The organism is Ktedonobacteraceae bacterium (assembly GCA_035653615.1).
Lineage (GTDB): Bacteria > Chloroflexota > Ktedonobacteria > Ktedonobacterales > Ktedonobacteraceae > DASRBN01.
This window is the reverse complement of sequence record DASRBN010000042.1, coordinates 103,089-121,198: the sequence shown is the minus strand read 5'-3', so window position 1 is coordinate 121,198 and position 18,110 is coordinate 103,089. Positions and strand designations below refer to the sequence as shown.

The following is an 18,110-nucleotide window of genomic DNA, read 5'->3' as shown; positions in this document are numbered from 1 at the left end:
TCACATGAAAATCACGGTTTTGCCACAGCCATTGTCTTGATTCTCTTCGGGATTCTTTTGGTTCCTGGTGCATTCATATGCCTGTGTACGCTCGCCTCGCATGCAACTATGGGCATTGCACCGGCATCACTCCTTGTTGAGGAAGGCCCGGGTGTCAATCAGATATGGGGGAACCTTGCAGTAGCAGGCTGTACATTCCTGGTGATGTTTATCGCTGGTTTGGCGTGTCTCAGTAGCGGTATTCGTAGACTTCCAAACCGCGGAAGCAAAGCTGTAGTGGAAACAGAAGCAGAACGCAGGCAAAAGTCGGCCATTGCTCTAGCGCGAAAGGCACTTGATCCTGACAATGGAATACGCTCACCAGCAGCTTACTTGGCGAGTTTAGGATATAGCGATGAGGAAATACACGCTGCCCTTGCGCGAGCAAATGAGGAATATCGACTTCAATGGGGAGGGGCCGGAGCTAGACTCGAGCGAGTACTAAGCGAACAGCGTGCGGAACAATGCAGATTATTCGGAGAGCGTGAGCCTAAACCTGGCTCTGATTCGGAACCGTATGGCCCTGGTGATTGGTAATAATATCACTAATCGGATACCTGTGTGGGTAATTGGCTATATGTCTTTTTATGGCTTACCGGAATCCTTCCACATGTCTTGAGTTTGCCATCATAAGGCGATTCTCTATGAAACACATGTATCTATTATGGAGCAGATGAAAACATGAAGTATAGTAGAAGTATGTGGAATGGGCGCTTATCCAGCAGACAATTTCGATTCGGCATGGTTACTCTCCTGATTCTCCTATTTGGTAGCGCCTTACCTGCCTGTAATTCTCAACAGCCGGTGGTGAATAACTCACCGCGAAATGTGGTTGTGTTGTTAGGTGGCCTCAATACATCCATAACTAATTGCCAATTAGAGGGATTTGGTCCCCTCATGGATCAACTGGTTCAGCAGTACGGATACACCAATCCGTATGCTCATAGATGTAATGGAGCAAGTGCAGGTAGCTCCAATTCGCAACTTGATATCGCTGAGTATAGCTACACATACAGCTCAAGCAAACCAAGTGGAAAGATGGAGTCTGGACACTGGATACCTGAAAATTACACGAGCTGCCAACCGAACGGTAGCTCACTTGAGCAGGACAGCCAATCGCTCGCTTATCTCTTAGACACCTATCGCCAAGTATACCCAAATGCTCACTTTGAGTTAGTCGGTCACAGTCTCGGCGGATTGGTTGCCCTGCTGGGCGGTCTTGACTATGTTGATGCCCACAAGAACCAGCCTGGCCTGATTACCAAAATCGTCACGATTGATAGCCCGTTACACGGCTTTAGCTCAGATACGCTTGCATTTCTCGGTGATCAGCAACTGCCAGGTGCTTGCCATTTCAAATCCCTGGCTTATTTTGGAGCATCTGTTGCTCTTCGGCTCAATGCGATTGCCAAAGATAAGACGTTCGCAACAGGTGTAGTGCATATTCTCTCGGCCATGGGGACGTCTGTCTACACTTTCGGTAATACGCAGGATTGCCTGTACCACTTAGCGCTCTGCCTTCCCAATCCAGGCAATCATACGATAGCACAAGATGAAGAGTCAACGCAGTTTGTGGTTGGAGCGTTTCAACAAGCATTCTCATTCCCGATTCATCCGCATGACGGATTTCCAGCCGGACATGGAGCCATCTTAACCAGTACAGAGGCCATCAAACAACTTGCCTATATCCTGGCTCTTGCTCCATCTGTTGCGATCTCCGTCACAACACCCGGTAAGACCACTCCACTCTCCGTCATCGTCCGGGTCTATGTGTTCTCTCCTGCGTTTGGAATTGGTCAAGTCGCTATTTCAGCACAAAGCTGGTATACCCATCGTGCCCCGCTTGTGGAAAATGTTTCAACATTGGATGGAAGGGGATTACAGAGATCCCTCTACTCCGAACTGCCAGTCAATTTAGCGCAAATGCCGAGTGGTTCCATCGAGTTTTCAGTAGACTACGTACAGCAGGACAGCATGCATATCCATTATATGCAAGGCTCGAACTCTGCCACCGCTTTATATGATGACCCACATGCGATGATCTCACATGTGAGTGACTATTATGGTCAGACCGTCTATGACTATGAAAATCGAGCGGTCATTAAGCATTGGAGTAATATCACCCCTGTAACGAGTAACAGCTCAGGAGGAGTTCAGGCTCTCGATTGCCCGGTTGTGGCTACCTGCTATATGCTCACTACTACTGGATTGATGATGAAAACCACCGACGCGGGAAATGATTGGGTGCCGGTACTTGACCTCTCGTCGGAGCTGTCGAGCTTGAATTGTGGTTCTTTTTGTGCTCCGCATGTGTTCCTCAAGTGTTTCCAGGCAGACAGCTGCATCACCTGGGGTTATGCGACCGGTGAAGGTGGTGGAGTTGTCAACGCTGGCTTTGTTGATGAAACGAGTGATGGTGGCGGACATTGGGCACGTCTACCATCCTCATCTTCACGTATTCCCTGGACAGCAGTAACGAACGTTCAATGCTTTTCTCAGCGTGCCTGTTATTTCTTGTACGCTGAAAGCAACAGTCCCAATTCCGGTCCGCATCTGTATCAAAGCTCCATTGCGGGAGGATCGGTCGTTGATATTTCTCCATCAACGACCGATCCTCTGGTCTCTTTTGATTGCTTAGATGCGTCTTCATGCATCGTGTTGGCGGCAAGAGGAATGCCCGAAAACAACTCAGCAGGTGAACCTCAACAAGCCTATGCATTATGGCTTACTGATAATGGGGGACAGAGTTGGACCCAGAGTCCGGCAACATTTACCGCATCCATGTACAATGGACCGGCTCTATTTTATGCAGGTTCCCAACTCATCGTGACTTCGACCGAGGATTGCGGTTTCCAGGTACCCTGTAATCTTGAAGCGTCACATGATGGCGGACAATCCTGGATAGCCATAACAGCTGCAAATCCTCCTCTGGCTACCAGTGCTGTTTGTACCAGTGATCGTGTCTGTTACCTGGGAGCGCAGGGAGGTTTTGACATCACACAAGATGGTGGGATGACATGGCAGTTCAACCAGGTAGATATGAATACCGAGGGTATACAGTGTCCAACCGCGCAAGTATGTTATGCGATGAGAAACGCTCCTGGTTCTCATACAGGAACGATTTGGAAAGGAACGTCGTGAGCCAACAGGGGCAGATTTTTGCCTCTTATGGAGGCAAATCTTAACCTGTTCATAACCGAATTGTAACCGTTCTTCCCTTTCCACACATGGGCATTGCATTGATAATAAAGAATTGAAGGAGCGAATAGTAGATTTTGGCATAGGGAGTGAAGACAAACGAGCTGTTCTCCTGTTGTTATGGAGGGATTTGACGGAAGAGATGCAAGTGAGCATGCTCAATATAATCTCAACCTCATCTTCTGAGGAAGACTACTTGAACACTTTGTTTATACCCGTGTTTTCGAGAGGGCAAGCAATCATGAACGAACAACCACAATCACCATATACGGGGCGGTCTTATGATCCGAGGTGGGGAACGCAGCCACAACCAAACCAGTATCAACCATCATACCAACAGCAACCACCTTCTCCGCCAAAGAGGGTAAGCCTTCCGTTGTGGGCATTACTCATCCTCATCGTTGGAGTGCTTGTCGTTGGCGGTGGGCTTACTAAAGCATTGATGTCTGGTGCTGCTATGAACAACGGGGGAGTTTCCGTAACAAGCAAGCCAGCTTCGCAAGGACCAACATGGAAAACGCTGGACACGTTTACTCACAGAGGCGATTATAGGACTTCTGTATTCGCAGCGCCAGGCGACTGGAAGATTATCGTGAATCAATGCCCCCTGAACGCTCCGGCTCCATACGGTGGAGATTATAGTGTGCTGGTCTATCCATATACCTGGAATGGTAATCTCTTAGGCGGGCCAATGGGTGTACACAATTGTCAAACAACCATCAGCCCTGGCGTCTCTGGCAGCGCTGAAGAATACCAGTCGGGTCACTTCTATCTCTATGTCGAGACTCAAGCTTCCTGGTCAATCACCATTCAAGGTCTGGAGTGAAAAAGCCAACGCGGAACTCACTCGCTCCAACTCAAAACAAGAAAGCTTTTACTGAGAGGAGGAGGACTTTCTTGTTTTTACCTGGACTGCTCAGACCCTATCCTTTCAGCAGCCTGAGTTTTTCTTTCACCTGCGCCCGGCTGACTTGCGTATAGCGCACCGTGGTTTGGATGGCAGGGGTACCCTTCAGAGTCACATGCCCGAGATAATAAGCAACCTCTTCAAGTGTCCAGCCAGCCTCACGTGCGCGATGGGCGAAATCATGGCGGAGATCATGGAAGGTGAGGTCAGCGACAAGTTCCCACTCCTCCTTGTTCGCTTGTCCTTTGAGCGTGCGGAACCAGTGGTGAATCCCATCTTCTGAAAGCCTTGGACTCCTCTGGGAGGTAAAGACATACGGACTGGCCTTGTCACGCCCCCCATGCTGAAGGTAGTCATACAGTGGACGGCGTGCTTCGTTCAACAGGTCAATATCGCGGAATTTCTCGCCTTTGTGTCCCACGTGCAGCCAACCGATCTTCGGCCCGATATGCGTGTGTTCCATCAAGAGATAGGCGGCGTCGCTAACCCGGCACCCTGCCCAGTAGCCCAAGGCAAAGAGGGCCTTGCCGCGCGGGTCATCAGACTTCTCGACAAGGTTGCGCAGCACAAAGCGCTGGTCTGGAGAAAGAATGCGAGGAGCAAGCCGAGACTCGGCCCGTATTTCTATCCCGCTGGTCGGGTTGCGCCCGAGTACCCCATGCTCGTCGATCAGCCATTGGGAGAAGTGTTTGATGACCGATTTGACACGGATGCGATGGCTCACGCTGTATCCACACTCTTGGAGCTCAGACAGGTAGACTTCTACTACCGTTCTTGTCAGCTGCTCAGGACGGAACTGCTTGCCATGCCCAGGTCGCCCGGCAACCCAGGTGGTAAACTGGCGAAGAATACGCCGATACGCGTCAATCGTCGCCTCGTCCTTCTGTAGAAGACAGGCCTGGTGAAATGCTCTAACCCATTCCTCGGCCCCTGAGTGAGGGAAAGGAATAACGTTTGATGGTTCCCTCATTCTCGCTCATTTCTCCCTTCAAAATTTTCTGCCGCGAGTTTTGCTCGCTCATTTTTCCAGTGAACAAGAAAAAACTTCAGAACGCCAAAGAGGATTTGAGCGTGAACCGATTCCTCTCTGCCTCTTCTTCCTCGTTCAACTCGCGGCAGAAGGTACCTTCTGCCGCGAGTTTTCTGCTACGAGTCAGTGTAGCAGGGAAACGGGGAAAAGGCAAGTGGAACGCAGTTTGTGGGAAAAATGGTCAGGTGATGGAGAAAGCAAGTAGACGGCTATCTTGCCCCGCATGTCACCGTCGCGCATTTTACCCCTCCATAGTGTGACCCCAGACCTGGCGTCACGCTTGTGCGGGACCTGGTGAACTGTGACGTGCGATCTGCTGTCACAGTGGCGCGCCGGCGCCGCGAATGTGACGGAACATCCGGAGTCACACTCCGTCGTGGCGCGCTTGTGGCGCAGGGATGAAGGAGAAGGAAGCAGGTGTCAGACACCTCATTCGGGCCTGTCAGACAGAGAAACAAGCGATTCGGGTGAGGGCCGCGTGCTGTGGCGCGATGTCGGTGTCACAGATGGAGGCCTGGCCAGCACATGTGATGCCGAAAGTCGCGTCACAACGCGTGCGCGAGCTGGGGGATGTGATGCGCGACCTGCCCCGAGCACGAGGGTACGCGCGAACCTGCCCGGAAAGTTGCGAAGGTACGGTTGGTTCTGGGCTGATGGTGATTCCCTACCGTTCTCGTTTCCGTGTTCTTCCAGGGTAGAGTTGCGCTGGAATCTCCCCTTTCACCAGCGGCGGCTCTTGTGGCGTGAGGCCGAGCTGGCGCATTTGCTCGCGTTCCTGCCTATTGAGTACTTCCAGGTAGCCGATCCGTTCGTTGAGCGTGGGAAAGCTCTGGTCCTCCAATCCCCGGCGTTCCAATTCTGCCTGCAGCCGCCGATAGAGATGCTCCAGAGCGGGTCCCTGCCCCAGGTAGCAGGTGAACTGCAATGCCTGGTGAACTTGCTCGCGTTGTACCTCCTGCTCGGCCAGATACGTCGGTATCTCCAGGTGATGCCTGACCATGACCGGTAGCCAGAGACAGTTGCCGGTAGGATACAACAGCCACGGCCAGGGGACGAAATCGGGAAAGTCGCGCAGCACCATACGGTCTGGATCAGTGGTGTTGTACCACGCCAGATGCTGCGCCAGCGGGGCCAGCAGGAGATGGATACGCGAAGGTTCGAGCAGTTCCTCTGGGAGAATGGGCAGCATGTCCTTCATGTTCCATCCGAGGTGGACCCCTTTCGCGTACTCAAAGGTCTCTGGCGTTCTCAGGTCAACCGGCGGTGGATCGTAGCGCTGGAGCGCCTTGCGGTACTCCTCATAGCAGCGCTCCACCAACTGGTGCTTCAACTCCCCCGGAATAGCGCGCGAGAGGATCGGTTTCCTTTTGCGCGAGGATGCAGGAGGGGCCAGTCCCAGGGGATCAGCCCACTCGTCGTCTTCCTCCTCTTCGCGCTCGGTCCCAAGGCGAGAGGAGGTTGCCATCGATTGAGCGACCTGCGCCTCGAGCTGCGCTTTCTCGCGCGGTGAGAGCCGCCAAAGCGAGGCAGCATAGCCCACGATGTAGTACAGCAGCCAGATCAGGCCAACACCCAGGCTCGGCGCAGCTATGAAATCGAGGAGGCCATGAAAGATTCCAGGTTCGGCCCCTCCGAAGACTTTCCAGCCGAGCCAATGGAACCCCCAGGCGAGTGCAGCCCACACAAAAGGAGCGAGGCAGGCTCCGACAAAGAACGACAAGAACGCGCCCATGCAACTGGCTGCTTGGACCTGGCGCGCGTAGAGGGCTTCCTGGTTGCTCTTCTGTTCCGCTGCCGCCTTTCGCATGATGCACTCCTTTCTAGCTCTCGGTGACGGTTCCCTCACCCTCGTCCCAGTTGTAGGCTGGAGCTTGGGGAGAGGCCGGTTCGTTGGTCGCGCCTTGCCCCGGCGGAGTTCGGGCTTCCTGCTTTTCCATTTGGGAGAGTACTGAGCGTGTGCGTTCAGCGTTGCGGCGCACTGCTGCCTGCCGCTCTGCTTCCTCGAAGGCGGCCTGTTTCAGCGGGTGGTCATCTGGCACCTGGCTCCAATCGATCTGATCCCATAGCGAGCCTGTAGGCGAAGCCTGTGGAGTCGCCGGTTTTGCCGCCCCTGCGGTGGATGGGCGAGGCCGCTTATCCGTGGAGGCAGGCCGCCTGCTCGCCGTGAGTTGCGCCCGAGAAGTACTGCGCGCGAGGGCCGCCTGGCGTTTTTTCTCTAGGGCCTCCTGCTCAGCGGCCAGGTGCAGGTGTTCGTCGGGCGAGACCACGCGCTTCGCTACCCAGGTGATCTGTGGCCGGATCTCTTCGAGCAGGAGTGCGATCCAGGAGGTGAGCGGCAGCGCCAGCACCCAGCGCAGCAGCATGCTGGACGGGACAGGCAGCCAGAAGGCCACCCCTCCCAGAACGCTCAAGAAAGAGAGGTGGAGCAGCGCAGCGAGGCCTTCAAAGATGGCAAGCCAGAATCCGGCCAGCGCGCTATGAAACACCACCACCGGGACATACCAGAGCAGCGAGAGGTAAGCGGAGCAGGAGACATGCCCCCAGCGTTCCCCCGCTTGCCAGACGCGCCCACCGGCTTTCTGCTGCGTGTCGCGACCGAAGAAGACAACGGGACCGAGGAGGTAAAACAAGGCGAGGATGCCTGTCCATCTGGCGAACGTGACCCACTTGGCGCGCCGGTTGGAGGATGTGGGCGAGGGTGCCAGCGATTGTTGCGAGAGGTGGTTTGGTGGGTCTGCCATCGCGCTCATCCTTTCTCCTTTTCGACGAGCTGGATGCGAATGCGCTTGCGCTCGTCATCGGTCCGGAGATGATCCCGTCGCGCGGCGATCACGTTGTCGTAGACATCCTGGTCATGGCAGAAGTACCAGGCAAAGTCGTAGGGGTAAAATGAGCGAGACTGTCATAGCCCGCAAAGTAGCTGATGAGCTTTTCTAAAGGAGCAGGTGTTTGTTTCTATGACATCGCCTCTCTTGTCTTTTCGTTCAGCCCCTGCTATACTGACTCGTAGCAGAAAAGATGTACCAGAAAGTAGTTTCTGCTACCAGTTTCTCGATGAGTGGCAATTCTATTTTGGCGAATGTGTGCTCAGAGAGGGAGTATTAGTGTTGATCGCTCTCCAAAAATGGAGCGCAAAAACACGTACCAGAAATATTTCAAGGGGAAGATGACAACAAATGAGTGCGTCCTCAAACGTGATTCCCTTCCCTCAATCAGGAGCGGAGGTGTGGATTGAGGGGTATCGTCAAGCGCGACTGGCGCAGAAAGATGCCGCCACTATTGATGCCTATCTGCGTATTCTCCGCCAATGTACGCAGTGGATCGCCGAGCGGCCAGGGCATGGAAGACACTTCGAGCCGACTCAGTTGACCCAGACCTCAGTGGAGTTGTATCTCTCTTCACTCAAGGAGCAGGGTTATAGCGTGAGCCACTGCACCCGTGTCAAGTCGGTCATCAATCATTTTTGCCAATGGTTGATTGAAGACAAAGAGGTACTGAGGCGGAACCCAACCCGTGGGGTAGAAATCAAGGTCCAGCAGCAGCTTGCTCCCCGAATCCTGTCACCGGATCAGCGCTTTGTCTTGCGTAGCCTCATTGAAAAAGATGGGGACCTTCGCGGCAAAGCGATCTTCGCCCTGGGGTACTGGGCGGGGTGCCGCGTGAGCGACATCGCATATTTACGCATGGAGCATGCCCATATCGGGCCGAAGATTGGGTGGCTCCATGTGGGACACAAAGGGGAGAAGTTCCGTGATATTGATCTGCTCAATGAAGCGAGGCATCCCCTCTATGACTATCTTCGACACGGTGGTCGTGATCCCGAAAGTCCATATGTTTTTACGTCGCAGCGTCACGCACAGTTGACCGAGGCGGGCATTCATCACTGGTTCCGGTCGCTGAAACGGCAGGCAAATAAGGAGCAATGGGAACTGATTGCTGACCTCTCGTTTCATGATCTGCGGCATGATTTTGCCCATCGAGCAAGAGAAGCAGGATGGATGCTGGAAGAGATCGGCTACTATCTCGGACATGTGACGGTCAAAGGGACCCCTGCGATTCAGACTACGGCTCGCTATACGCAGGTCAGTCGAGCCCAGGTGAAAGAGAAGTTAAAGGGACTCAGGGGCTAGGCCTGGAAGTGTGAAGCCACTCTAGAGGTCTTGTACGCCACTTGAAGGCGTTTACCTTGTTATAAGAAACACACCACGTCGCATTCGATTTTTAGGCGCGGGAAAGAAGAAAAAGGGCAAGATCAGCCTCAGTTATATAGGACAAGAAAAACCCATCATTATTACATCGCTTGCTTGCTCTCAATCTTCTTCCCAGGACATTTTGCACCGAATACTAGTAGTAATGTGTTGATCTTTGCGATCTTTACTTTGGTTCCCATACGTGTATTTGACGATCGGTTCCACCAGAAGCAATCCGTTTTCCATCAGGAGACCAGGCCAAAGCATCCACTTTACTGAGACGTGGATGCCCGTTATATGTAAAAAGAGTGTTCCCTGTCAAAGAATCCCAAATCTCTATGCTGTTGTGGAGGCTAGAAGCAATACGCATACCATCAGACGACCAGGCTACTACCAATTCCTCTCGCCTGTCATCGGCACGGCTATGCATCAAACGTATGACTTGTGTAGTGACATCCCATATATACACTCCGCGATCGGTGCTTCCTATTGCGATGAATTTTCCATCAGGGGACCAGGATATGGAACATACTCCATGGCAGTGGTGCCTATACTTAGACTGGAGCATCCCGGTAGCTGCTTCCCATACTGCGACGGAATTATCATATTGAGTAGCGGAGGCAATGTACTTTCCATCCGGCGACCAGGCAATGGAGTCTACCCGAGGGCGTATTGAGGTGGACATTTGTGAGGAATCATGGCCTCTATAAGTTGTTAGAACCTTTCCAGTGGCGACTTCCCATACCTGCGCTAGGCCTACAAAGGCAATCGCAATCCGTTTTCCTTCCGGTGACCAGGCCAAGGCATATACACTTTGATCATCATGACCACGATAGACAATTGTGATTTGTCCGGTGTTGGCATTCCAGACCTGAAGAGTCTCTGCATGAGCTGTAGTCTGTTTCTCACTTCCAGATGCAATATATTTGCCCTCTGGCGACCATGCTACTGCATTTACCTGATACTCGCCATGTCCTTCATAGGTAATGAGGGTTCGCCCTTTGGACTGGAACAGAGAACGAGGCTCGACAGCTTCCCATATCAATATCGGGCACGGCGGATATAAAAAAGAATCTGAACCACCGCCCGAAACAATACGCGTCCCATCCGGTGACCATGCCAGGGATCGTATGGAAGTAATGTGTGGTTTGATAATCAGAGCTCCGCTCCATTTCTTACTGTTTTGGGCTGATTACAAACGTGTTGCACATCTGCTTTTCCTGAACAACTTTTACATCTTAAGAGGGCATTTGCTAACTCGAAAAAGTAGGGTAAACTGATGCTAGACGAGGCTAGTTCCCTCACCCTATATAACTTTCTGGAGGTTAAACGTACCGATTGAGCCAAAAGGATAATTTAAAGGGTAGATATTACCATTCAATTCTCCATTCTGTCCCAAGACTGATGTGAACTGACCGATATCATGTGTGATCTGGCATGTGTCTGAACTAAATGTAAATTCTACATACTCACCGTCGCCATAGCTGCTAATCACATCTTGTAGCTCTGATTGGACATCGGAACTAAATTTGGATATACTGCTCCCAAAAGTCCCACCTACGCTAAGAAATCTACAAGGTTCCTTAATTGTTCCCTTAAAACCGCCACCCTCTATCGATTGAATTGTTAGTGTAGCCGGGATCAGGTGTTGCCCTCCCCCTCCATATAAATCTAACTGGCCTGTCCAAGACTCACCCTTATACAATCCATTGCTCTTTATTGATACTGCATTACTATGTGCTGTCCCTGATTGTAAAAGCTCCCATCCACTAATGCCAATACTTCCAACCAGAATTACAAGACAGAGGGCTATAAACGCTATGCAGCCGATTTTATTTTCCCTTCTTTTCATGACGAAAACCGCCCAGAAAAGGGCAAGACAAACCAGAGATAAGAGCAGAAGGAGTACAAGTAGATCGGTAGTATTATGCTGTCCTATACCTTCAAAAAAGGCTCCAATGCGATTAATCAAGCCGCCTGCTCCAACATGATTGAGAAAAGCTCCTATTGCCGACCACAATCCCCCTATCACCATTCCCCAGAATCCGACAAATAGCAGGCAGCCGATTCCAAATTTGAGGACGTTAAATCCACGCTCCATGTCTTCACGACTGGGAGGGGGACCATAATAATAAATTTTGTTAGGCATCATTTTCCCTCCTAATTTATTGAATTCACACTCATTAGGCGGTTGCTTCTTCCTCGTCAATCTGCATCCGCTCGTTCATATCGAGGCGAAAGGTTCCGTAGGGATTGACATGCTGATAGAAGAGCGGTGTTAACCCACGCCAGTCTGCTGGCTGCATAGCTTGGAAGTGTTTCGGCTCAGTCAGGACCCGTTGCACCAAAAGGGTATTAATATAGATAAGGCATATTTGGAGCAGATGGAGGGAAAGGGCTGCTAACTCTTGCTCATCGAGCCGGTTGGTTTGGAAATCTCCTTCGTGCCCATAGAAGATAAAGGCCGTCGCCCCATTCCAGTTCTCAATGACGTTGAGTCCCTCATGAATCTCCCGCCTGAGTGCCTCTGAGGATAAGTAGCGACAGAGAAAAATGGTCTTGACCGCCTTGCCTAGTTCCAGGAAGGCCCGATAGGTGGGATGGGCAAGTCCGGTGCGAGTGAAGCGGCGCAAAATCGCTTCGGTCTCCGCCGTGCCCAGACGTAGCGCGGTGGCGTATTTGACCATCTGATCATATTGCTGACGGATCAGGTCCCAGTTGATGGCACGCGAGAGAATCAAGCGCAGTTTGGGATACTGTTCAGCATCGGCTGCATCCACCAGGCAAAGTTTCTGTTCGTAGATGTTCTTGAGGCGGGGCATCAACTCGAAACCAAGCAGCCTGCAAAAGCCAAAGGCGATCTCGCTTTGCCCATGCGAGTCCACGAACTGCTTCTGGACTTGCATATCGGTGCAGTGGCGCATCACTCCCTGGATCATCGCTGCCACTTCGGAGGAGGAGACCGTCTTGAGCTGGGAGTAGATACAGACGGCATGCTTCTCCACATGCCAATAGATCATGATGCCCTTGCCACCGTAGCGCAAGTGCCACTCGGTGAGCAAATTGTGATCCCAGGAGCCAAATTGCTTGGAGTCCGAGGCGCAGGTCGTGGTAGCTTCTCCCCAGATGTCTTCCCGACGAACACGGAAGATGGCATTAGCCACATCTGCTATAGCGGCACGCAGCTGGTCTTTCTGAATGTAGCGCCGGCGCACGTAGAGGAGATCCTGGTAGGCTTCCCCATGCTCGCCGACGCTCACCCGTTTGAGTCCGGTATTGGTCCCCATAGCGTAGAGGCAGAGCAGCAGCCGCTTGCGCAGTACCTCGCGATCCAGGACTTCACGGGTTCCAGGGCTTTTGAAGTGCTGCGTGAAATCAAGGCGCAAATCCGCCTCTTTTAAGATATCAAGCAAACTCGTCATCGGCCAGCGCCTGCCGATCTCCCCTTTGAGCCGGCCCAGGTTCCTGGGCTCTTCTTGTGGCTCCAGCGGGGATAGGGAGATCCAGCCGCCGCCTCTGTCGAGGATGCGGACCTTCTCCTGCGGAAGCGAGCGGTTGAAGGCTGCCAGGGCCTCGCGCATCTCGGCTTGCAGCGCCTCGATAAATTTCTCCGCATCTTGCGGGAGTGAGAGCGCCTGGTAGTAGCTGGCGCGCTGCTCGTCAAAGTCCTGCGGGAGGTCATCTTCCGGGTTGCCATATTTGCCGGCGCCGGCCACCCACAGTTCTCGACAGCGCAGCCTCTCGCGCAGTGCTTCCAGAACGCTCAGCTCATAATTGATGCGATTGATGCGCAGCTCTCCCTGCGCATCCTTCTCCTCCACCAGCTCGCGGAAGCCCGGCTTCACCACATCTTCCAGGGGAACCTGCTCGTCGAGTGGATAGTAGACAAGCGAGGTCCGCGCGTACCGCTTGACCACCGCTAAGGCCTGGATCACCGGGCGATGCACGTCGTTGTTGGAGCGAATGTCGAGCAGAGATAGCAAGAGCGGGATGACCTGGCGATAGTGCCTTTGATAAGAGGCACGCATGACGGTATGCACCTGTGCGTGATAGGCGCTGCCGCTGGCTTTGTATTCCTTGACGATATCCTTGAGGCGCTGCTCTCCCACCACCTTGAACACCACTTCACGCACCGTTCCGTCTGGCTGGGCAAGCGAGGCTTCAGCCACCCGATAGAGCAAGCGTCCTTTCCCGTCGACCCGCTTGAAGTCCTCTAACAGCTCTTTGTCCACCCGCTTTTCCGCACGGGTCCCAATCTTGTGAATAATGAGCAGGAGGAGATCAATCAAGGTATCAAGCAACTCATGCCGGCGCTGCCAGCAAAATGCAGCCAGCAGTGCGTAGCGCGTGGCATCAGGGTGACGGCGCAGCTCATGGAGAGTCTCAGTAGCGGCACGCTGCCGATAGCGGGAAAGGATTCTGGTCGGCACAGTGCCGAAGAGGTCCTCTGGTAGTTTAAGGTGCTCCAGGGTGCGCAGCTTGGCGAGCTCCTGGCGCACACTTTTCACCCCAACGGGGCCGGGATTGAGCTTGAGGTCATGCCAGGTCACATGGTCGAGTGGCATGGTCTCCTCATCTTCCTCGGCATCTTCTCCTGTCTCGTCTGGTGCCTCCATCTCCTCGCTCTCTTCTACTTCCAGGCTACTGTTGAGCAATACATCAAGCCGCGTCCGGGAGGTGTCAGAGAGTCGTGCGAAGGTCTCGACAAAGAACTGCTGTTCAGCGGTGGCACATGCCGAGTGGATGAGCCGTTCGATGCGCTCTGGTGTTGGGGGAAGCAGACGCAGTTCACGAAAGCGCGCGTACACGATCGCCTTGAGTCGCTCCAGGTGGGGTACGGCTGCCTGACCGGTGGAGACGAGCCAGTTCGCCACCTCCTCCCCATCCGACGCGGTGGCATCGCGGAACGCGAAATGCTCGCGAATCTGCGTGCGATGATTCGTGATGGTGCGCCCTTCCCAGTCGTACTCGCTGAAGAGCGCTGCGTCCAGCTTCAGCTGGTGGGCAACATAGTCAATCACAGATCGCGGAATCTCATGTTTGGCGGCGGGGAATCGCCCTTCAAGCTGAAAGCATTTGAGCAGCAGCGCGAAGCCGAGACGTGTTGCCCCGGTCTTGTTCCCGAGGAGTTCCATCTCGGGAGGAACCAGCGTAAAATGTTCAATTAACTCTTCAATATCCCAGGTACGTTTCATCCGATGCCTTGACTCTCTCGTATGTGAGGTAGGCCGTAGGGCCAGGATTCGTGCAAAAATCTCTCACGGAGCAATCTGCAAACTTTTCATAATGGCTTCACATTCTCGCATGATGCGAAGACTCTCTTGTTTCTCCGCAATTGATCTGTCAGGAAGGCTATAATGGCGATTCAGGTCACCCCACGCTTCTACTAACCAACGACTTTTTGCACTCACCCAGGCTGCCATCTGTTCCCTGCTAGTAACTCTAACTTTCTCCCAGGAACAGTTGGGCATCTGGTCCGGTCCTCCTCTTGCCCAATATTCGTCCTCAGTACAAATCTTGAGGATGCTCGTGTTCGGAATACGTGTGGCTACGAAAAATACGAGAGAGTTGTGAGTGTTCGCCATCGATATGTTCCCTTTCCTTTTTAAATCAAACATACATATATATACTTCTATATACAAGATGACGCAGTTGCTCTAATTCCGTAACTCTCTGTGCTGCGTTTGCCTAAACTCTATCGAAGAAGTGCTATTCGGGCAAGCATTCATAAGCCGAGCAGGACTTTTCTCCTATGATCTTCCTCATAGCACGGACAGTCACAGGTACAAGCGAAGATGAGTAGAGGAAGAACTTGTACCGGATGTCATTTTCTGGTACAAGATTTCTGTTACGAGGTCGATAAAGTAAAACGCCCTCAAATGGGACTTTAGCCTCTGAGTGAAGAAATGGCATGAGAGCTACTTTGCTGCTCATGTCACGCTCGCTCATTTAGGGCCTTCATCCTGTAATTCTACACCCGATTAATTGGGAGTGTCCACATATATGGCAGGATAGATTGTAGGGCCGGCGCAATGTTCAGGCACTTCTCGTAGTATCTGAACACTCCCGGCCCTATGATGTTAGAGGCGGCAAATGTCTACAGACCATGTTTTTGCAGAAGCTGCTCCACCGCAGGTTGTTCGTCGGGGCGTAGAGGACGAAATCCTCCCTGATCGTTGATAAAAACAATTTGAGTTGATTGGAAATGAATGATCATATCTGGTCGGTGATCTCCATTGACATCGACGAAGCTGAGCGTTACCGGCACCAGGTCTTCTCCTGACCCGAACAACTGTGGCCCGAGGTAGATGCGGGCCTTTGAAGCATCTCCCCCCGGGAACTCGATGACCTCAATGCGACTATTATAATTGATGGCAATGAAGTGGCTGGGATTTGCCGGGCTATCATTGTGCCCTACTACTGCATCTATCTGGAAAGTGCGTGGGCGTCCATAACGGATATCGTCCATCGTCGTGTTCGCCCAGCCAATCACACTGGTCAGCAGCGTCCACAGGGCCAGCATAACAATCATTCCCACACCCAGGTAGAGCAAAGGATGTGCCCTGTAGGCAAAGCTCCTTTTATTTCCTGCAGTCGCCACCCGCGGCAGTTTAGGAAGACTCTTGGGCGCAGTTGAGACGCGCTTTGTAGAATCCGGGGTACGAGCACCCTGTGTTTTGTCATCGCTCGCTCGTTGCCATTCGTTTACCTCTACACCATCTTCTGTCTGCTGCGGTTTCATCTCTGCGTCATCTTCTGTGTGTTTTGGCCGCTTGCGGGAAGCCCGCTGCGCCACCGGTAACACCGGTGGAATAGCCGGGCTCTTTCCCTCGTCATCTGTATCTTTCCCAATAGGGCGGTGCCGCAGCGCACTTTTTGGGGTGATCTCGCCGGTGGATGCTAAAGTTGGCATAGTAAATCTGCTCCTTTCCTCAATTAGCACAGACTATTACTTTATCAAGAAGTGAAGCCAAGAAATAAGGGCAAACTATGCCTGATTGCGATGGTTGCGATTGGAGCTTTGCCGCGTGATTTTAGCAATGAACACGCTGTACAAGACGGCTAAGAGAACGAAGTGCGCAAACCTGTGATGATTTGTTCGTCATCCGTATTATAGCATGCCAGGCAAGCGATATTCAAGGGACTATAATGCAAGTTTCCCTATCTGTTCTGGCTACGTATCTCATCTTCGGCTATAAGAAGTTTCTGGCATCAAGAACCCTTTGCAAATCGTCTGGGAGAGGCGCTTCTAGCTCTACAGGTGCGCCGGTGATGGGATGAGTGAATTTGAGCTGGTACGCGTGCAGGAACTGGCGATCAAGCTCCACACCGCGAATAGTACTGCCGGTTCCGTAGACTGGATCGCCGGCAACGGGATGTCCTATAGCCTTCAAATGCACGCGAATCTGGTGGGTGCGGCCGGTTTCTAATTGCAAGAGCAGAAGGGTATGGCGAGAGAAGCGCTCCAATACACGAAAGTGGGTGCGCGCTTCCCTGCTGCCGACCGCAGTGATAGCCATTTGCTGGCGATGACGTATATCTCGCCCGATAGGGGCATCGATACTCCCCGCATCCAGCGCTACAACTCCCTCCACCAGCGCCAGGTATCGTTTCACGACCTGGTGCCGCCTCATTTGCTCCATCAGGGCCGCCTGCGTGCGCGCATTTTTCGCGACGATCATTAGTCCTGATGTATCCTTGTCGAGGCGGTGTACGATTCCTGGCCGTAGCTCGGCGCCCACTTCTTTCAGATCAGGATAATAGTCCAGCAGCGCGTTGACCAGCGTATCCTCGTGATGTCCCGGCGCAGGATGCACAACTACGCCGGCCGCCTTGTTGACGACCAGCAAATCCGGGTCCTCATAAACGATATCCAGGGGCGCCTTGCTGGGCCGGATGCTTCCCTGCCGGCTTTCAGGCGTGGTTTTCAATGCCCTTACTTCGTCGCCGCTGCGAAGCATATGACCAGGCTTGCCTGGCCTTCCATTGACAAGAACCTTGCCATCAATCACCAGCTGCTGGATGGCGGTGCGCGAGAGGTCTTGCAACACGCCTACCAGGTAACGATCCAGCCTTTGACCTGCCTCCTGCGGCTGGATCTTCCAGGTATGCTCACTATCTGCTAAGGGCGAATCAGGGTTGTGCATCTTGCTCTTTGGAGTGGCTTATCTGGCTTCTACCTGTCGTAGCAGCCTGACCATCATCAATTTTTTGGGGAATCGCGCTTCCCTGTTTCTCTTCTGGCCTGCGCAAGCTGCTGAAGAGGACGACGACGAAGAGTAAGAAAACTCCAACGGAGATGGCGGCATCCGCGAGGTTAAAGACCGCAAAGTAGAAACCGATCTGGGGAATGCGGAAGGAGATGAAGTCGACCACGTACCCGCTATGATGTGCCCTATCAATCAGGTTGCTCACAGCTCCACCAATGATCATACCGAAGATGAGTTTATATACTAACGGTCCCGAGTTAAGCATGCGCAGGTAGAGATAGACAATGATAGCGATGGCAGCGGCGATCAGCACAACCAATGCGATACTGTTATTATCAAACAGGCTGAATGCAGCCCCGTTATTGCGAATGTAGAAGAGTACAAGGTAATCGCCTACCAGTGGGATGCGAGGGCCGATATCTGGTGGGCTTAGATGCTGGACGACCAGGGCCTTTGTCCACTGGTCCAGTGTAACTACGATTATTACAGTGAGTAGTGCCAGCGCATCAAAAATTCGCGCGCGTGTAAAAGTCACG

At 52.8% G+C, this 18,110-nt stretch carries 12 protein-coding genes; 4 read left to right on the top strand and 8 right to left on the bottom strand.

The window, feature by feature from the left end; all coding sequences use genetic code 11:
• The first annotated feature begins 936 nt into the window (after positions 1 to 936).
• On the top strand, positions 937 to 3,180 hold the full coding sequence (locus VFA09_26030; GenBank protein HZU70760.1) for a hypothetical protein: 2,244 nt from the start codon (positions 937 to 939) through the stop codon (positions 3,178 to 3,180).
• Between the two features lie 298 nt (positions 3,181 to 3,478).
• The gene (locus VFA09_26025) at positions 3,479 to 4,063 is read left to right on the top strand and encodes a hypothetical protein (protein ID HZU70759.1); all 585 of its coding nucleotides are present in this window, start codon (positions 3,479 to 3,481) and stop codon (positions 4,061 to 4,063) included.
• A gap of 97 nt (positions 4,064 to 4,160) precedes the next feature.
• Here the strand turns inward: VFA09_26025 and VFA09_26020 are convergent, their stop codons facing one another.
• From VFA09_26020 to VFA09_26010, 3 genes are all read right to left on the bottom strand, one after another.
• Positions 4,161 to 5,114, bottom strand: coding sequence for a tyrosine-type recombinase/integrase (locus VFA09_26020; GenBank protein HZU70758.1), 954 nt, complete (start codon positions 5,112 to 5,114; stop codon positions 4,161 to 4,163).
• 724 nt (positions 5,115 to 5,838) lie between these two features.
• Positions 5,839 to 6,981, bottom strand: a complete 1,143-nt coding sequence (locus VFA09_26015) for a hypothetical protein (protein HZU70757.1) — start codon at positions 6,979 to 6,981, stop codon at positions 5,839 to 5,841.
• Between the two features lie 13 nt (positions 6,982 to 6,994).
• Complete coding sequence (locus tag VFA09_26010; GenBank protein HZU70756.1) at positions 6,995 to 7,915, bottom strand: hypothetical protein; 921 nt, start codon at positions 7,913 to 7,915, stop codon at positions 6,995 to 6,997.
• On the opposite strand from VFA09_26010, the gene VFA09_26005 reads away from it, so the two are divergent.
• Positions 7,903 to 8,067, top strand: a complete 165-nt coding sequence (locus tag VFA09_26005; protein ID HZU70755.1) for a hypothetical protein — start codon at positions 7,903 to 7,905, stop codon at positions 8,065 to 8,067. The genes VFA09_26010 and VFA09_26005 overlap by 13 nt on opposite strands.
• Before the next feature lie 283 nt (positions 8,068 to 8,350).
• Positions 8,351 to 9,304: a tyrosine-type recombinase/integrase gene (locus VFA09_26000; GenBank protein ID HZU70754.1), complete on the top strand. Its 954-nt coding sequence runs from the start codon at positions 8,351 to 8,353 to the stop codon at positions 9,302 to 9,304.
• A gap of 1,366 nt (positions 9,305 to 10,670) precedes the next feature.
• Here the strand turns inward: VFA09_26000 and VFA09_25995 are convergent.
• The 5 genes from VFA09_25995 to lspA all read right to left on the bottom strand — a co-directional run bounded on the left by VFA09_25995 (position 10,671) and on the right by lspA (position 18,109).
• On the bottom strand, positions 10,671 to 11,516 hold the full coding sequence (locus tag VFA09_25995) for a hypothetical protein (GenBank protein HZU70753.1): 846 nt from the start codon (positions 11,514 to 11,516) through the stop codon (positions 10,671 to 10,673).
• A 31-nt stretch (positions 11,517 to 11,547) separates the two neighbouring features.
• Complete coding sequence (locus VFA09_25990) at positions 11,548 to 14,604, bottom strand: Tn3 family transposase (GenBank protein HZU70752.1); 3,057 nt, start codon at positions 14,602 to 14,604, stop codon at positions 11,548 to 11,550.
• Between the two features lie 857 nt (positions 14,605 to 15,461).
• A complete protein-coding gene (locus VFA09_25985) occupies positions 15,462 to 16,277 on the bottom strand; it encodes a hypothetical protein (GenBank protein HZU70751.1) in 816 nt (271 codons plus the stop codon).
• Positions 16,278 to 16,557: 280 nt separating this feature from the next.
• Positions 16,558 to 17,511 (bottom strand): RluA family pseudouridine synthase, encoded by a 954-nt coding sequence (locus tag VFA09_25980; GenBank protein HZU70750.1) that lies wholly within the window; start codon positions 17,509 to 17,511, stop codon positions 16,558 to 16,560.
• Positions 17,498 to 18,109, bottom strand: a complete 612-nt coding sequence (gene lspA, locus VFA09_25975) for a signal peptidase II (protein HZU70749.1) — start codon at positions 18,107 to 18,109, stop codon at positions 17,498 to 17,500. Before lspA ends, VFA09_25980 begins: the two co-directional genes overlap by 14 nt.
• Position 18,110: the final 1 nt, after the last annotated feature.